Origin of the sequence: Curtobacterium sp. JUb34, from assembly GCF_003755065.1 — a bacterium.
In the GTDB taxonomy this organism is placed as follows: Bacteria; Actinomycetota; Actinomycetes; order Actinomycetales; family Microbacteriaceae; genus Curtobacterium.
Map to the genome: position 1 here is coordinate 934,735 of NZ_RJVH01000001.1, position 16,127 is coordinate 950,861.

Annotated in this window: 16 protein-coding genes; 12 read left to right on the plus strand and 4 right to left on the minus strand. The window is 71.6% G+C overall.

Annotation, left to right across the window (positions count from 1 at the left end; translation table 11 throughout):
- Genes EDF63_RS04530 through EDF63_RS04555 form a run of 6 tightly spaced genes read left to right on the plus strand, consistent with a single transcriptional unit; the run spans position 1 to position 5,914 of the window.
- A complete protein-coding gene (locus tag EDF63_RS04530) occupies positions 1–1,326 on the plus strand; it encodes a sugar ABC transporter substrate-binding protein (RefSeq protein ID WP_123311559.1) in 1,326 nt (441 codons plus the stop codon).
- Positions 1,327–1,337: 11 nt separating this feature from the next.
- Positions 1,338–2,315: a carbohydrate ABC transporter permease gene (locus EDF63_RS04535; protein ID WP_123311561.1), complete on the plus strand. Its 978-nt coding sequence runs from the start codon at positions 1,338–1,340 to the stop codon at positions 2,313–2,315.
- Complete coding sequence (locus EDF63_RS04540) at positions 2,312–3,172, plus strand: carbohydrate ABC transporter permease (RefSeq protein WP_185021287.1); 861 nt, start codon at positions 2,312–2,314, stop codon at positions 3,170–3,172. Before EDF63_RS04535 ends, EDF63_RS04540 begins: the two co-directional genes overlap by 4 nt.
- A complete protein-coding gene (locus tag EDF63_RS04545) occupies positions 3,169–3,939 on the plus strand; it encodes a hypothetical protein (protein ID WP_123311563.1) in 771 nt (256 codons plus the stop codon). Before EDF63_RS04540 ends, EDF63_RS04545 begins: the two co-directional genes overlap by 4 nt.
- 34 nt (positions 3,940–3,973) lie before the next feature.
- Entirely contained in the window at positions 3,974–4,180 is a 207-nt protein-coding gene (locus EDF63_RS04550; protein WP_111083557.1) for a hypothetical protein, read from the plus strand.
- A gap of 48 nt (positions 4,181–4,228) precedes the next feature.
- Positions 4,229–5,914, plus strand: a complete 1,686-nt coding sequence (locus EDF63_RS04555) for a bifunctional 3'-5' exonuclease/DNA polymerase (protein WP_123311565.1) — start codon at positions 4,229–4,231, stop codon at positions 5,912–5,914.
- A 73-nt stretch (positions 5,915–5,987) separates the two neighbouring features.
- Here EDF63_RS04555 and EDF63_RS04560 read toward each other — a convergent pair whose 3' ends face one another.
- The gene (locus tag EDF63_RS04560; protein WP_123311567.1) at positions 5,988–6,533 is read right to left on the minus strand and encodes a hypothetical protein; all 546 of its coding nucleotides are present in this window, start codon (positions 6,531–6,533) and stop codon (positions 5,988–5,990) included.
- 103 nt (positions 6,534–6,636) lie between these two features.
- Here EDF63_RS04560 and EDF63_RS04565 point away from each other — a divergent pair, with 103 nt between their 5' ends.
- The 5 genes from EDF63_RS04565 (at position 6,637) to EDF63_RS04585 (ending at position 12,970) form a co-directional block, all read left to right on the plus strand.
- Entirely contained in the window at positions 6,637–7,455 is an 819-nt protein-coding gene (locus EDF63_RS04565) for a phosphatase PAP2 family protein (protein ID WP_123311569.1), read from the plus strand.
- A 120-nt stretch (positions 7,456–7,575) separates the two neighbouring features.
- Positions 7,576–9,225 carry a serine/threonine-protein kinase gene (locus EDF63_RS04570; protein ID WP_123311571.1) on the plus strand — a complete coding sequence of 550 codons (1,650 nt, stop codon included), beginning with the start codon at positions 7,576–7,578 and terminating at the stop codon, positions 9,223–9,225.
- A gap of 47 nt (positions 9,226–9,272) precedes the next feature.
- The gene (locus EDF63_RS04575) at positions 9,273–12,428 is read left to right on the plus strand and encodes a GH92 family glycosyl hydrolase (RefSeq protein WP_260232973.1); all 3,156 of its coding nucleotides are present in this window, start codon (positions 9,273–9,275) and stop codon (positions 12,426–12,428) included.
- Positions 12,429–12,462: 34 nt separating this feature from the next.
- On the plus strand, positions 12,463–12,693 hold the full coding sequence (locus EDF63_RS04580; RefSeq protein ID WP_123311573.1) for a hypothetical protein: 231 nt from the start codon (positions 12,463–12,465) through the stop codon (positions 12,691–12,693).
- Between the two features lie 64 nt (positions 12,694–12,757).
- Positions 12,758–12,970, plus strand: coding sequence for a hypothetical protein (locus EDF63_RS04585; RefSeq protein WP_148061724.1), 213 nt, complete (start codon positions 12,758–12,760; stop codon positions 12,968–12,970).
- On the opposite strand, the gene EDF63_RS04590 is transcribed toward EDF63_RS04585, so the two are convergent.
- From EDF63_RS04590 to EDF63_RS04600, 3 genes are all read right to left on the minus strand, one after another.
- A complete protein-coding gene (locus EDF63_RS04590) occupies positions 12,967–13,494 on the minus strand; it encodes a GNAT family N-acetyltransferase (protein WP_123311577.1) in 528 nt (175 codons plus the stop codon). The two genes, EDF63_RS04585 and EDF63_RS04590, sit on opposite strands and share 4 nt — an antisense overlap.
- 21 nt (positions 13,495–13,515) lie before the next feature.
- Positions 13,516–14,454 (minus strand): aldo/keto reductase family oxidoreductase, encoded by a 939-nt coding sequence (locus EDF63_RS04595; RefSeq protein WP_123311579.1) that lies wholly within the window; start codon positions 14,452–14,454, stop codon positions 13,516–13,518.
- Between the two features lie 67 nt (positions 14,455–14,521).
- Entirely contained in the window at positions 14,522–15,277 is a 756-nt protein-coding gene (locus EDF63_RS04600) for an SDR family NAD(P)-dependent oxidoreductase (RefSeq protein WP_123311581.1), read from the minus strand.
- A 35-nt stretch (positions 15,278–15,312) separates the two neighbouring features.
- Here EDF63_RS04600 and EDF63_RS04605 point away from each other — a divergent pair, with 35 nt between their 5' ends.
- A complete protein-coding gene (locus EDF63_RS04605) occupies positions 15,313–16,125 on the plus strand; it encodes a putative RNA methyltransferase (RefSeq protein WP_123311583.1) in 813 nt (270 codons plus the stop codon).
- Positions 16,126–16,127: the final 2 nt, after the last annotated feature.

A 16,127-nucleotide genomic window follows, 5' to 3' on the forward strand; every position in this document is an offset into this window, starting at 1 on the left:
ATGACCGCACACATCCCCGCCCGAGGGACCGGCGTCCGCCGGATCCTCGTCGGCGCCGTCGCCGCGCTCGGCGCGGCCGCACTCCTCGCCGGGTGCTCCACGTCCTCCGGGGCGTCGAGCTCCGGCGGTGACTACACCGCTGCCGCGAAGGACACCAAGGCGAACCTGACGTACGCCGTCTGGGACGAGAACCAGGTCAAGGCGATCAAGGCCAACCTCAAGGGCTTCAACGAGGAGTACCCGGACATCAAGGTCAGCGTCGACGTCACGCCGTTCGCCAACTACTGGACGAAGCTGCAGACCCAGGGCTCGAGCAACACGCTGCCCGACCTGTTCTGGATGAACGGCCCGAACTTCCAGCTGTACGCGGCCAACGGCAAGCTCGCGCCGATCACCGGTGCGGTCAAGGCCGGTGACATCGACCCCGCGAAGTACTCGAGCGCGCTGAACGACCTGTACACGTACGACGACACCCAGTACGGCGTGCCGAAGGACTTCGACACCATCGGCGTCTGGGTGAACAAGGCCCTGTTCGAGAAGGCCGGCATGGACCTGCCGTCGAAGGACTGGACCTGGGACGACTTCCAGGAGACCGGCGCCGAGCTCAGCAAGAAGCTCGAGGCCGACGGCGCGTACGGCGCGGCCGGCGGCATGGACGGCCAGACGACCTACTACGACACGATCTTCCAGGCCGGGGGATCGGTCGTGAACGCCGACGGCACGAAGTCCGAGTACGCCTCGAAGGCCTCGGAAGCGGGCCTGCAGTTCTGGACGGACCTGATCGACTCGGGCGCTTCGCCGTCGATCAAGCAGCTCACCGACACCACCGCCGATCAGTGGTTCACGTCGGGCAAGCTCGCGATGTACCAGGGCGGCAGCTGGTTCCGCTCGGCCCTGACCGGCACCGCGATGGAGAAGGACGTCGTCGTGTACCCCCTGCCGAAGGGCAAGGAGCAGGCGACCGTCATCCACGGTGTCTCGAACGTCGTGTCCGAGGCGAGCAAGAACAAGGCCGCGGCGCAGGCGCTCCAGGCCTACCTCGCCGGCGAGACCGCCCAGCAGCAGCAGGGCGACATGGGCGCCGTCATCCCCGCCTACGAGGGCACGCAGTCCGCCTTCACGAAGACGATGCCGGACGCCGACCTCCAGGTGTTCCTCGACGCCGTCGACTACGCCAAGCCCTTGCCGGTGTCGAAGAACACCGCCGCCTGGAACACCCTCGAGACCAACCTCCTGCCGAACGCCTTCGACGGTTCGACCCCGGTCGACGACGTCGCGAAGCAGCTCGCGCAGAAGATGGACGCCGCCCTCGCCAAGGAACAGTGAGTCCCGAGCCGATGACGATCAACACCGAGCGGCCACAGGCCGCCTCCGCCCCCGCCCGGACGACGCGGTCGTCCGGGCGGGGCGCCCCCGGCCCGGCGGCCGGCGGCACGCGCGCACCTCGACGGACCGACGGCTGGTGGCCGTGGCTGTTCGTCCTCCCGCTGCTCGTCGGCGTCGGCACGTTCTACATCTGGCCGATCATCCAGACGTTCTGGTACTCGTTCACCAGCTGGGGCGTGTTCGGCGGGGCGACGTTCAGCGGCGTCGCCAACTACGTCCGCCTCGCCGGTGACCCGCAGCTGTACCAGTCGCTGCTCAACACGATCGTCTACACGGTCATCGTCCTGGCCGGCATCCCGATCGCGGTCTGGCTCGCCAGTCTGCTGAACACCCCGGGCCTGCGGTTCGCGCAGTTCTACCGGGTCCTCTTCTTCCTGCCCTACGTCGCCATGCCGGCCGCGATCGCGCTCGTCTGGCGCATCATGTTCAACGGCGACTACGGCATCGTGAACTGGTTCATCGGACTGTTCGGCATCGACGGGCCGTACTGGATCTCGACGCCCGGGTTCGCGCTCGTCGCGGTGAGCTTCGTCGGCCTGTGGTCGTCCCTCGGGTTCTCGATGATCATCCTCGGCGCGGGCCTCAAGGACATCCCACCAGAGCTGTACGAGGCCGCCGAACTCGACGGCGCGAGCCGCTGGCGGCAGTTCCGTTCCGTCACGGTCCCGCTGCTCAGCCCGAGCATCTTCTTCGTGGTCATCGTGACGACCATCTCGAGCTTCCAGCTCTTCGACCTGCTCTACGCCATCCTCGGCAGCACCAACCCGGTGATCCCGAAGACGATGTCGCTCGTCTTCTACTTCTACAGCGCCGGGTTCATCGACAACGACAAGGGCATCGCGGCCGCGATCGCCATGGTGATCTTCCTGCTCATCGGCATCGTCACGCTCGTGCAGTTCCGCGTCCAACGGAAGTGGGTGCAGGCATGACCGCAACCGTCACACCGCCACGGGCCGCACGTCGGCCCGGCCGCCGCGGCGGCAGCCACTGGTGGATCCACGTCGTCCTCGGCGTCGGCGGCTTCGCGATGGCGTTCCCGTTCGTGTGGCAGATCATCATGTCGCTGTCCACGAACGCCCAGGTGCAGTCCGTCACCCCGACGTTCTGGCCGGGAGAGCTGCAGTGGCAGAACTACGCGCAGGTGTTCGAGCGCCTGCCGTTCCTCAGCCAGCTCGGCACGTCCGTGTACGTCACGATCATCCGCACGCTGGCGCAGATCGTGCTCTGCACGCTCGCCGGCTACGCCTTCGCCCGCATGCGGTTCCGGGGCCGGGCGGTCCTGCTCGCGATCGTGCTGTCGATCCTGCTGGTGCCGTCGCAGGTGTACCTGATCTCGCAGTACCAGATCGTGCAAGGGCTCGGATGGCTCGACACCCTGATGGGGATCGTCGCACCGGGGCTGTTCAGCGCGTTCGGCACCTTCCTGATGCGGACGGCGTTCCTGAACATGCCGCCCGAGCTGGAAGAGGCTGCGCGCATGGACGGCGCCAACCCGTTCCAGACGTTCTGGCGGATCATGCTGCCACTCGCCCGTCCCTCGATCAGCGTGCTCGCGATCACGACCGTGCTGTGGTCGTGGAACGAGCTCCTCTGGCCGCTCGTGGTCTCGACGCGTGCCGAGGACATGCCCCTCGCGGCCGGCCTCGCGACGCTGTCGAGCGACCGGACCATCGACTACCCGGTGCTCATGGCCGCGAGCCTGATGGCCATGGCCCCGGTGCTCATCATGTTCGTCGTCCTGCAGCGGCGGATGATGGACGGGCTCGCCTCGTCCGGTCTGAAGTGACTGTCGACACCCCCGGCCAGGAGGCCCGTCCCGCGTCCGTCGCGGTCCTCGCCGCCGCCGTGGGGTCACCGGACGACTCCGCCACGGTGGCGGCCGCACTGGCCGCCACCGTCGCCGACGCGGATCCCGCGCAGCGGGACGCCCTGCTGGTCGCCGCGTTCCGCGCGGCCGTACCCGGCAACGCCGTGGCGCTCGAGGCGCGGGGGCTCCCGCGCAGCCTGGCCGAGGCGTCCGTCGCCGACGTCGACCGGAAACTCGACCGGTACGGCCTGCGTGGCACGGGGGTGGACTGGCTCGTCTCGGTGGCGACCGGTCGGGTGGTGGCCGTGGGGCGCCTCCAGTACGAACTCGGCGACCGCCTGCCGGACGGCCAGCCGGCCTGGGGCATCCACGTCCCGGAGACCGAGCCGCTCGACCCGGACGCCTGCGACCGGTCGTTCGCCCGCGCGCCGGAGGTCCTGCGAGCCCTCGCGCCGGCGCTCGCCGCCGAGCGGTGGCAGTGCCGCTCGTGGATCCTCGACCCCGGCCTGGCCGCGGTGCTCGGTCCCGAGGCGAACCTGGTGCGCTTCGCCCGACGGTTCCGGCTCGCACCACCCGGCCCGCACGACGCCGCCGAGGGCGACGAGAGCGTGGCGAAGTTCGTGTTCGGCGTGCCGCTGGCCACAGCCCGGGCCTCGAACGCGTCCGGTCGCCTGCCCCGGGCGGTCCTCGACCGGTGGGCGGCCGGAGCGCACTGGACCGAACGGACCGGGACCGCACCCGTCTGATCGCGCGGAGCCGTCAGCGCGTACCGTGCAGCGCATGACGAAGCCCGACCACGACCACCTCGACGACGGCGTGGACATGACGTTCGAGGAACGACGCCAGGACACCTTCCGACGCATGTCCGGGTCCGACGCGCACGACGCCGACCCCCGGGTCGAGGTGTCCCGAGCCGAGGACGGTGACGTCCGCATCGACGTCGCCGACACCGCAGCCGTGCGCCCCGGCGGTCCGAAGCGCGCCTGACCCGCCACCCCGTCAGCCAGTGACGGTGGGGCACGGCATGATCGTCCCGTGCACCTCGTCCTCCGCCGCGTCGACGGCGGCGTCCTCGCGACGCCCCTGACCGACGCGGGGACCGCTGACGGCGAGCCGATCCGTCTGGACGAGCCGGGCCTCCCGGCCTTCGTCGCGGCGCACGACGCACCGGGCGTGCGCTGGGTCTGGGACGACACCGCACGCTGGTACCCGGCCGTCCTCGCCGCCGGTGGGCGCGTGGGCCGTTGCGTCGACCTGCGGTTGTGCCGACGGATCCTGCGCGCCGCGCTGGCAGCGCGTGGTTCCGCACTCGCGGCGGCACCGGCGGACGCGCTCGACGCTCCGGTGGCCGAGGTCCGGGTCGTCCGGCCGACGCAGGCCCAGCTCTTCGACGACGCCCTGTTCACCGCGTCGGTGCCGGACGACGACGTCGACCCGGTCGCCGAGTTCCGGGCGCAGCTCGCGGCGGTCGCGGGGTCGACGGCACCCGGCGCGCTCCGGCTGCTGACGACCGCCGAGTCCGCCGGAGCCCTCGTCGCGGCGGAGATGCTGCACGCCGGCCTGCCGTGGCGCGCCGACGTCCACGAGCGGCTGCTCGAGGAGACGCTCGGGCCGCGTGTGCCCTACGGCGTGCGACCGCGGCGGCTCGAGGAGATCGCCGCCGTCGTGCGCGAGCGCCTCGACGACCCGACGCTCAACCCGGACTCGCCGGCCGACGTCCTGCGGTCGCTGCGCCGTGCCGGGCTCATGGTGACGAGCACCCGCAAGTGGGAACTGCAGGAGATCGAGCACCCCGTCATCGAGCCGCTGCTCGAGTACAAGCGACTCGCACGGCTCCTGACGGCGAACGGGTGGACGTGGCTCGACGACTGGGTGCGCGACGGCCGGTTCCACCCGAAGTACGTGGTCGGCGGTGTCGTCACCGGGCGCTGGGCGGCCGATGGCGGGGGAGCGATGCAGTTGCCGAAGGGCATCCGCGGGGCCGTCGTCGCGGACCCCGGCTGGAAGCTCGTCGTGGCCGACGCTGCACAGCTGGAGCCGCGCGTGCTCGCGGCGATGGCCGGTGACCGGGCCATGGCCGCCGCCGGCGACGGACGCGACCTGTACGACGGCGTGGTGGCCTCGGGGGCGGTCGAGACCCGGCAGCAGGCGAAGGTGGCGATGCTCGGCGCGATGTACGGCGCCACCCAGGGCGAGGGCGGACGGCTCGTCCCGCGCCTGGTGCGGGCGTTCCCGCGCGCGCTGGACCTGGTCGAACGCGCCGCTCGGGCGGGGGAGCGCGGCGAACCCGTGACGACGTTGCTCGGTCGGACGTCGCCCGTGCCGGAGGCGTCGTGGTTCGAGGCGCGGAACCAGGCATACACGGTCGAGGGGACCCCGGCGATGCAGCGTGCCGTCGAGTCGCGGGCCCGGAGCTGGGGGCGGTTCACCCGGAACTTCGTGGTGCAGGGGACCGCGGCCGAGTGGGCACTCGCGTGGATGGGGTCACTGCGTTCCCGGCTCACCGCGCGGTTCCCCGGCGCGGTGACGGACGGTCCGCACCTGGTCTTCTTCGTGCACGACGAGATCGTGGTGCACGCGCCGGAGGAGCACGCCGAGTGGGTGGCGACGCAGATCCGCGAGGCCGCGGTCGATGCCGGACGCCTGCTGTTCCAGGAGTTCCCGGTGACGTTCCCGCTGTCGGTCGCGGTGGTGGGTGCGTACTCCGAGGCGAAGGACTAGTCGGGCTGTCGCCGCAGCGCCTGGTCGGGTGCCGCGTGCTGGAGGACGGCACGGGGCACCCGAGCGGGCACGGTCAGTAGAGCTGGCCGCGGTTGATCTGTGTCACGGTGTCGAGCGTCGCGACCGATCCGGGCCCCTGCTTCGGAGTGTGGTTCTGCTTGCCGCCGTACTTCCAGCCCCCGCGCGCCGTGTGACTCCCCATGTAGAACTTCCTCGAGAACGTGCCTCCGCTCGGGAACGTGTAGGTCCCGGCGGAGCCGTAGAAGCAGTTGTTCGTGTACGGCGTCGCAGCGGCTGCCCAGTACGCATCTCCGGACTTGCAGGTGTTCCGTACGGACACCTTCGCCTGTCGCTCAGCAGGAGGAACAGGTGCGACCGAGATGATCCTGCCGGTCTCCGCGTCGAGCCGAGTACTGACCGAGTTCGTCGCGACGTAGTCGAGGAGCGCCGCATGGTTCGTGAACTTCGGGAGCCCTTGCACGGTGATGCCGTCGAGCTCGTAGGTCTCGACGGCACTCGCGGTCGCCGCGTTCGCTGGTGCCGTGATGCCAACACCGGCGACGGTTGCAAGGAGTGCCCCGCACGCGATGGTGATCCCTCGCCATTTCGTTGCTCGCATGTTCAACCTCTCTCTCGTGACGTCTGCAACGTAGCATGTCAAATACTCACCGGCGAAGCGTTCGGCCGGGACGGCTCCCGGCGCCTTCGGGCAGGGTGGACGGATGCACACCGAACGCGGGGACGCCGCCGACCGCACCGTCGGCGAAGTCGACCTGACCCGTTGGCGCTCCCGTGCCGGCCGCAGCGTCGCCGGTGCGTGGACCGCGCTCGGCAAGCGCTTCGGCGCCATGCCCGTCCTGCTGCTGACCCTCGCCGTGGGTCTCGGTGTCGCCGTCCTCGCCACGTGGATCGCCTCCGAGGTCTACGACGCCGTGCGGGAAGCCGACGACGTCGCGGTGCTCGACCGACCCGTCCTCGACTGGGCGCTCACACTCCGATCACCCACGGCGGACACGCTCGTCACCTGGTGGACCGACATCGCCGGCACGATCGGGATGCCGATCGTCGCCCTCGGCTTCCTGGTCGGGTTCACGATCCAGCGCCGTGCGTGGACGCCACTGGTGCTCCTGGTCGCGGCGAGTGGCGGTTCGTTGCTCATGACGATCGCGGGCAAGGACCTCATCGGCCGTGCACGTCCGCCGCTGTCCGACGCGGTGCCGCCGTACGAGACGTCGCCGTCGTTCCCGTCGGGGCACACGCTCAACTCCACGGTGATCGTGGGCACCATCGTGTACCTCCTGCTCCTGCGGCAGTCGCGCGTCGTCACCCGGGTGTGGACGATCGTCGTGGGCACCCTGTTCGTGCTGTCGGTCGGGGCGTCGCGGGTGTTCCTCGGACACCACTGGCTGACCGACGTGCTGGCGGCGTGGGCGCTCGGACTCGCCTGGCTCGCCCTCGTGATCACGGCGCACCGGCTGTACCTGACGGCGCTCCGCCACGGTGCCGAGCCCGCGCCGGACGTCGACCGCATCACTTCGTGAGCAGAAGACGTCGGGTTGCTCGCCCGCACCCGACATCTTCTGCTCACGAAGTCGCCAGGCCCCGCCCCGCCGTGCCCGAACGGCAGAGCGCCGTCAGCCGCTACCGGTAGGTTGCCCGTCATGGAAGAACGGGTCTTCGGCGGCAGGTACCGCGTCACGGGCACGCTCGGACACGGTGGCATGGCGTCCGTGTACCGGGCGGTCGACGAGCAGCTCGGACGTGAGGTCGCCGTCAAGGTGTTCCGCATCGGACCGGTCGACCACGGTGAACGCGCCCGTGCCGAGTCGGAGATCCAGACCCTCGCGACGCTGCGCAGCCCGGCCCTCGTCACCCTGTACGACGCAGCCCTCGACGACGCCGACGGCGACTCGTACCTCGTCATGGAACTCGTGCCCGGCAGTGACCTGGCCACCCGGCTGCGCGAGGGACCGCTCGACCCCACGACCGCCGCCCGCGTCGGCGCACAGGTGGCCGACGGGCTGAGCGCCGTGCACGCGCAGGGCATCGTCCACCGCGACGTGAAGCCCGCCAACGTGCTCCTCGAGCGCGACGGCAGCCACGTCAAGCTCGCGGACTTCGGCATCGCCCTGCTGCGTGACGCCTCGCGTGTGACGGGGACGGGCACCGTGATGGGGACCGCCGCGTACCTCGCGCCGGAGCAGGTCCTGGCGCAGGAGATCACCGGCAAGGCCGACGTCTACGCGCTCGGACTGGTGCTGCTCGAGTGCCTGACGGGCAAGACACCGTTCCCGGGCAGCGCCATCGAGTCCGCGACCGCACGACTCACCCGCAGTCCGGAGATCGACCAGCACCTGCCGACGGCCTGGCGCACGCTCCTGCACGTGATGACGGCGCAGGACCCGTCCGAGCGGCCGAGTGCGGGCGAGGCGGCCGAACGACTCCGCGCTCTGGGCCGCGACGATCCCGGAGCCGCCACGCAACTCCTGCCCGGCGGCCCCGGGACGCTGACAGCAGCGGGCGCCGGCGCGGCAGCGGGAGCAGCCGCAGCCGCCGCAGCCACGGCTCCGATGGCCGCGCACGCGGACGACGCGACCCGCGTGATGCCGGCGAGCGGTGCCTCCCGTCCGGGTGGACAGCCGGGCGCGGACGACGCGACCCGCGTGATGGACGCCCAGCAGCCGAACGCGGCGGACGACGTGTCGACCACCGTCCTCGGTGCCCAGCGCGGCGCCGTCGGCCCGACCGGCGGAGGTGGCGGGGTGCCCCCAGCGGCCCCGCCCGTCCGACCGGGCTCCGGTGACGACCCGGCGAAGCGCGAGAAGCGACGCAAGGGACCGATCATCACGGCGATCGTCGTGGTCGTCCTGGTGCTGGTCGGCATCGGGGTCGCGGTGTTCGCGCTGAACGGCGACGACGACGGCACACCGGCCCCGACGGACACGACCTCGACCGCACCGACCGAGCAGCAGCCCAGCGAGGAAGAACAGCAGCCGAGCGAGGAGCAGCAGCCGAGCCAGGAGCCGCAGCAGCCGAGTCAGCCGGCCGAGCAGCAGCCCTCCGAGCCGGCGGAGCAGCCGTCCGAGCCGTCCGAGCCGGCCGAGCAGCCGAGTGAGCCCGCCGAGCCCAGCCAGGAGCCGTCCGTCGGTCCGGAGCCGAGCGCGCCGGTCTCGAACCCGGTGCAGGAGCCGCAGGACGGCGCCGACCCAGCCGACGGCGCGGCCGACACGACAACCGACACCACGACCGACACGTCTGCGGACGCAGGTCCCGGCAACTCGGAGAACGCCCCCGGGCGGAACAAGGGCTGACACGCCGAGCGTTTTCGTCCAGACGCTGGACCAAATACGCTGGACCCGTGCGAGAACTGCAACGGAGCGGTGGGCCGACGACGGCCGTCGCGGCGCGGAACGGTGTCGGCTTCGGATCGGCGGAGGGGTGGTTGGTCGAACGACCCGCGGGTGACGGTGCCGTGGTGGCGCTCGTCCCCGGCTCCGACGGCCGGGTGATCGCACCCGGCGACGAGCTGTCGTGGGTCTGGTTCCCGGAGCGCACGCTGCCGCAGGGCGCAGTCGAGCCCACCGAGGCGGACCTGCCGCACTTCTGGGACGCCACGGCCTTCGCCGTCGACGTCGTCTTCACCGACGGCACGCGACTGAGCGAGCAGGAGACCGCGCACGGCGGACACGCACGCGACCAGTACGGCGACGCGCTCACGCCCGACGCGCAGGACACGGCCCGCAAGCAGTGGGTCGACCAGTGGAACCGTCGCGTGGTGGACCTCACGCCGTTCGCGGGGCGGGTCGTCGACCGACTGGAGGCCCGGCTCGGCTCCGACACGCAGCCGTCGGACGCCGACGGCGAGCGTCCAGCCCTGCGCGGCTGGCTCGACGTTGTCCGCATCGGCCCGGCTCGGCCGACGCCGACCACGCCGCTCGACCACGTCCGCACCACCCGCGGCACGCAGGCTTCATCACGGTTCTCCCGCGGCAACAACGCCCCGCTCGTCGGCGTCCCGCACGGCGGTGTGTTCGGCCTGCCGATGACCGACGCGTCGAGCAACCGCTGGCCGTACGCGTACCAGGAGCACGCCCGCACCGAGGCCGACGGGCGGGTCCGGCCGGCGATCCAGGCCTTCGCGACGAGCCACATCCCGTCGCCGTGGATGGGGGACCGCGGCGTGTTCCAGGTGATGCCGTCACCCCTCGACACCCCCGACGTCGACCGGGCCGCACGTGCCCTCGGGTTCGACCACGACGACGAACTCGACGGTCCGCACCGGTACCGCGTCGCCCTCGACCAGGGTGTCACGGCCGAGATGACCGCGGGGGAGTTCGCCCTCGGGTTCCGCTTCACCGGGACCCGCAGCATCGTGCTCGACCACCACGGCCGGGTGTCCGACGTCTCGGTGACGATCACCGACGGCACCGCCATGGTCGAGGCCGTCCTCGACGACCGCCCCGGCACCCCGCCGCACCACGTGCACGTCCGGATCCCGCACGTGACCGCGGACCACACCAGCATCAGCGAGCACGAGCTGCGCGGCTGGCTGACCGTGGACGGCGGCCGTCCCGTCGACGTCCTGCTCGGCATCTCGACGGTCTCGATCGAGGACGCCCGCGCGAACCTCGACGACGCCGGCACCTTCGACACCATGTGCACCCGCGCCGAGGCGCTGTGGACGGAGAAGCTCGCGACGCTCTCCGTCGACGGAGCCTCCCCGGACCAGCTGACGAGCCTGTACTCCGGCCTGTACCGGCTGTTCCTCTACCCGAACCGTGCCGGCGAGACCGCCCTGACCGGATCGCCGCGCCACCGCTCGCCGTACGGAGCCGTCCTCGCCGACCCGATCCGTGACGAGCCCGGACCCGAGGTCGTCGAGGGGCCGTTCACCACGACGAACGGGTTCTGGGACACCTACCGCACCGCCTGGCCGCTCCTCGGGCTCCTCACCCCGGAGACCGCCGGTGAGCTCGCGCAGGGCTTCGTCGAGCACCACCACGACGGCGGGTGGACCCCGCGCTGGAGCGCCCCCGGCGCCGAGGACTGCATGACGGGCACCACGAGCGACACCGTCTTCGCCGACCTCGCGGCGAAGGGCATCACCGGGTTCGACCTCGCCGAGGCGTACCGGAGCGCGGTCCGGAACGCGACCGTCCCGCCGCGTGACGAGCGGGTCGGACGGAAGGGGAGCCTCCCGGGCGCCTTCCGCGGCCACGTCGACACGGCGACGTCCGAGGGGATGTCCTGGACCCTGGACGCCGCGATCAACGACTGGGGACTCGCCGTCATGGCGGGCCTGCTCGCGTCACGGGCGAACACGCCCGCCGACCTGTCCCGGTACGAGGCCGAAGCCGAGTGGTTCGCCCGGCGGTCCCTGCAGTACCGACACGTGTTCGACTCCGAGCGGGGCTTCTTCATCGGCCGCGACCCCGACGGCTCGTGGCGGGTCGGCACCGAGTTCGACCCGCGCGACTGGGGCGACGACTACACCGAGACGAACGCCTGGGGCACGGCCTTCACCGCACCCCACGACGGCGCCGGCATCGTGGACCTGCACGGCGGGCCGGCCCGGTTCGACGCCGCGATCGACGCGTTCTTCGCGACACCCGAGACCGGTGCGACCGTCCGTTCCGGCGCGTACGGCTTCCCGATCCACGAGATGACCGAGGCCCGAGACGTCCGGATGGGCATGCTCGGCCTGTCCAACCAGCCGGCGCACCACATCCCGTTCTTCCCGATGTTCACCGGGCGGCACGACGACGCGCACCGCATCGTGCGGGAATCGCTGGAGCGGCTGTTCGTCGGCTCCGACCTCGGCCAGGGCTACCCCGGCGACGAGGACAACGGCGAGATGAGCGCCTGGTACGTCTTCGCGACGATCGGCCTGTACCCGCTGGCGCCGTCCACGGGCACCTACGTGCTCGTGCCGCCGTCGGTCCGCAGGACGGTGCTGCAGCAGCCGGGAGGAACGCCCACCGTCATCGAGATCGCCGACGGTTCCGCAGGTGCGTACGTCGCGTCGGTGACGGTCGACGGGTCGCCCTGGACGTCGGTCAGCATCCCGCACCACGTGGTGGTGTCGGCGTCGCACATCGTCTTCACGCTGTCACCCGAACCGCAGGGCTGGGCGTCGGACACCCGCCCGGTGTCGGCGTCCGAGGTGCACGGCTACCGGGACGCCCCCGTCGACCTGCTGCCCGTCGGGGCGTCGCCGCTGGTCGACGACACCGGGCGCACGGTGTCGGCGCTCGCCGCGGGGGAGTCGGTCTCGTTCGACGTGGACTGCCCCGCCGCCTCGCTGTACACGGTGACGGTGGCGACTCCGGGTTCGTACTCGTGGCAGGTGTCCCTCGGCGAGACGGTCACGGCCGTCGACGGCGCCGAGTTCACCTGGGCCGGGCAGACCCGCGTCTTCCGGATCATCGGCGGCGGCTCGTCGTTCGTCTTCACCGCGGGCACCGACGTGGCGCTGACCCAGCTCGAGCTGATCGCGGCGGACGGACAGCGTTGACGCGTTGTTCACCAGGCCGGAGCATGCTCGGCCCATGTCGATGAGCACACCGTTCGATCCGGAACAGCAGGGCGCCGCCATCCCCGTGGACGGCTCCGACGAGGCGGAACTCGAGATCGAGGAGGACCGTGGCGCCGACGTCGGCGACGACTCCGCCGACCCGAGCGTCTCGCCCGTCAGCCACCACGACGAGGACGAGGCCGGCGGTGGCCCGGTGTTCCGGCGCCCGCAGGCCGGCGAGCGGCTGCACCCGGACGACCTCTGACCGTTCCGGGGGTCCACCGGGGTTTCTTGGGCGATTGCCAAGCGGCTCGGGCATGCTCGTGCGCATGTCGATCGCGAACTCGTGGGACCCGTCTGGTGGCCGTGCAATCCCGGAGGACCAGGCGAAGGAGGACGGGCTCGAACTCGACGAGGACCCGGCGATGCTCGGGATCTCGTTCGACGTCGTGGGCGGTGCCTCCGCGGATCCCGCCGGGGTGTCCCCGGTCGACGTGCACGTGCCGTCGCCGCGGTCTGCCGGCTCCGCCTCCGACGACTAGCGCGCGCCGACGCCGGGGACGCGGTACTTGAAGCCGACATGGGACGCGGTGAAGCCGAGGCGCTCGTAGAACCGGTGCGCATCGGTCCGTGCAGCGTCCGAGGTGAGCTGCACGAGCGGCGTCCCGAGCTCCGGGGCCGCGACGTCGGTGACCCAGCGCATCAGGGCACTCCCGATGCCGCCGGAGCGGAGCACGCTGCTCACGCGGACGGCCTCGACCAGCAACCGCGTCGAACCCCGGCGAGCCATGCCCGGGATCCGGGTGAGCTGCAGCGTGCCGACGAGCCGTCCGGTCTCGTCCTCGGCGACGAGCAGTGCGTTCGACGGGTCGTCCGTGATCGATCGAAGGGCCGCGGCGTACTGCGGGCGGTCCTCCGGCGCGGCGACGTCACCACGCGCAGCGCTGATGGGGTCGTCGGAGAGCAGCGCCATCAGCGCGTCGAGGTCGCTGTCGACCGCGTTCCGCACCACCACTGAACCGGCGCGGGAGGAGAGGCGGACGGGCAGGGCGAGTTCGTGGAGCACGACCCCCCCTGCCCGATGGGCTCACGGAACGGTGTGCCCCGCGGCGGTGAAGATGCGGTACCACTCCTCGCGTGACAGCTCGACGTCCGAGCCGGCCGCCGAGTCGCGCACGCGCTGCGGGTTCGTGGTGCCGAGGACGACCTGGAAGTGCGCGGGGTGGCGGGTGATCCACGCGACCGCGATGCCGGTCGGGGTGACACCGTGTGCGGCGGCGACCTCCTCGAGCACGTCGTTCAGCTCGGTGTACTGCTCGCGGTCGCCGAGGAAGACGCCGTCGAAGAAGCCCTTCTGGAACGGCGACCAGGCCTGCAACGTGATGTCGTTGATCCGCGAGTAGTTGAGGATGTCGTTGTCGCGGGAGATCGACTGGTCGAGGCCACCCATGTTCGCCGTGAGGCCCTGCGCGATGACGTTGGCGTGCGTGATGCTCAGCTGTACCTGGTTGAACGCGAGCGGCTGGCGGACGTGCTTCTTGAGCAGGTCGACCTGGCCGGGGGTGTGGTTCGAGACGCCGAAGTGGTGCACCTTGCCGGCGGCGTGCAGCTCGTCGAAGGCCTTCGCGACCTCTTCCGGCTCGACCAGGGCGTCGGGGCGGTGCAGCAGCAGGACGTCGACGTAGTCGGTCTGCAGCGCGGCGAGCGATTCGTCCACCGACTCGAGGATGTGCTCGTACGAGAAGTCGAAGTACGCACCGTTCGGCGTCGGCCGGATGCCGACCTTGGTCTGCAGCACGATCTCTGCGCGCTCCGCGGGCGACAGCGTCACGGCGGCACCGAACCGCTCCTCGCAGCCGTGCCACTCGCCGTACACCGCGGCGTGGTCGAACATGTTCACGCCCGCGTCACGCGAGGCGCTGTAGAGCGCGCGGATGTCCTCGTCGCTCATGTCGTTGATCCGCATCAGGCCGACGACGACGTCGGATGCGGTGAGGTCCGTCTGTGGCAACTCCAGTGTCTTCACGCCGTCGATCCTGCCAGCCGGTCCCGGGCACAGGCAGGCCCTGCCAGTACCTCAGGCGCCGAAGGACCTAGTGGACCGAGAACCCGCCGTCGACCGCGATCGACTGCCCCGTGACGTAGGCCGACCCGGGGCCGGCGAGGAACACCGCCGCCGCCGCGAAGTCCGACGCCAGGCCGTTCCGCCCGACCAGCGTCCGTGCCGCGAGTGCCGACACCGCCGCGGGGTCGGCGCTGAGCCGCTCGTTGAGCGGGGTGCGCACGAAACCGGGGACGAGGACGTTGGAGGTGACCCCCTGCGCGGACCAGGCTTCTGCCTGGGACCGGGCCAGCGCCTCCAGACCTGCCTTGGAGACCCCGTACGCGCCGCTGGCGGCGAAGGGGCGGTGTGCTTGCTGCGAGCTGATCGAGACGATGCGGCCGTACCCGCGTGCGGCCATGCCGGGCGCGAGCCGCTGCCCGAGCACGAACGGCGCGTCGAGGTTGACGGCCATCGTGGCGTCCCAGGTGCCCTCGTCGAGATCGGCCATCGGAGGCCGCAGGTTGATCCCGGCCGAGTTCACGATGACGTCGACGTCGCCAGCCGCATCGGCGAGTGCGTGTGCTCCGGCGCGTGTGGACAGGTCCGCGACGATGCTGTCGGCCGAGCCGCCAGCGGCACGGATGTCATCGACCGTCGCATCGATGGTGGACCGTGTCCGAGCTGCGACGAGCACGTGCGCGCCCGCGTCCGCCAGGGCGACCGCGATCGCCTGTCCGATGCCGGAACTGCCTCCCGTCACCAGGGCGGTGCGTCCGTCGAGACCGAAGAGCTGCTGCAGCGACATCCGGCCAGGCTAGCGAGGCCCCGTACGCTGGGCCGGTGCGTGACGACCTGCTGCCGATGCTCGCCTGCCCCGTGTGCGCCGAGCCGCTCGGCCGGGTCGACGGCGGCCAGGTCGGCTGCGTGACCGGGCACCGGTTCGACGAGGCGAAGCAGGGCCACCTGACGCTCCTGGCGGCGAAGCGTCGGGCGCTCACCGCGGACACCCCGGAGATGGTCGAGGCCCGGCTGCGGTTCCTGGGGCGGGGCCACTACGCGCCTGTCGAGCGGGCGCTCGCCGCGGTCGTCGCCGAGGCGACGGCGCCCGGCATCGTGCTCGACGTCGGCTCCGGTCCGGGGACGTACCTGGCGCATGCGCTGCGCGCGGCGGACGGGAGGCTCGGGGTCGCGTTGGACCTGTCGGCGATCGCGATCCGACGGGCGGCCCGCGTCCACGAACGTGCCGGAGCCGTCGTCGGGGACGTGACCGAGCGCCTCCCGGTCGTCGACGGCGCTGCCGCGGTCGTGCTGGACGTCTTCGCGCCGCGCAACCAGACGGAGTACGCGCGGGTGCTGCACCCCGAGGGCCTCCTCGTGGTGGTGACCCCGCGCACCGGACACCTGGCGGAGCTGGCCGAGGCGACCATCACGGTGGATCCCGAGAAGGAGCGGAGGCTGCACGACTCGCTCACGCCGTCGTTCCTGCTGCGGTCCTCCGAGGACCTGACGTGGACGATGGACCTGTCCGCCGAGGACGTCCAGGACGTCGTGCACATGGGGCCGAGCCACCACCACGTCGACCCCGAGCAGGTGTTCGCGCCGACGAGCGTGACCGCGGCCGTGACGGTGAGTACGTGGAGCCGCGCGGACTGATC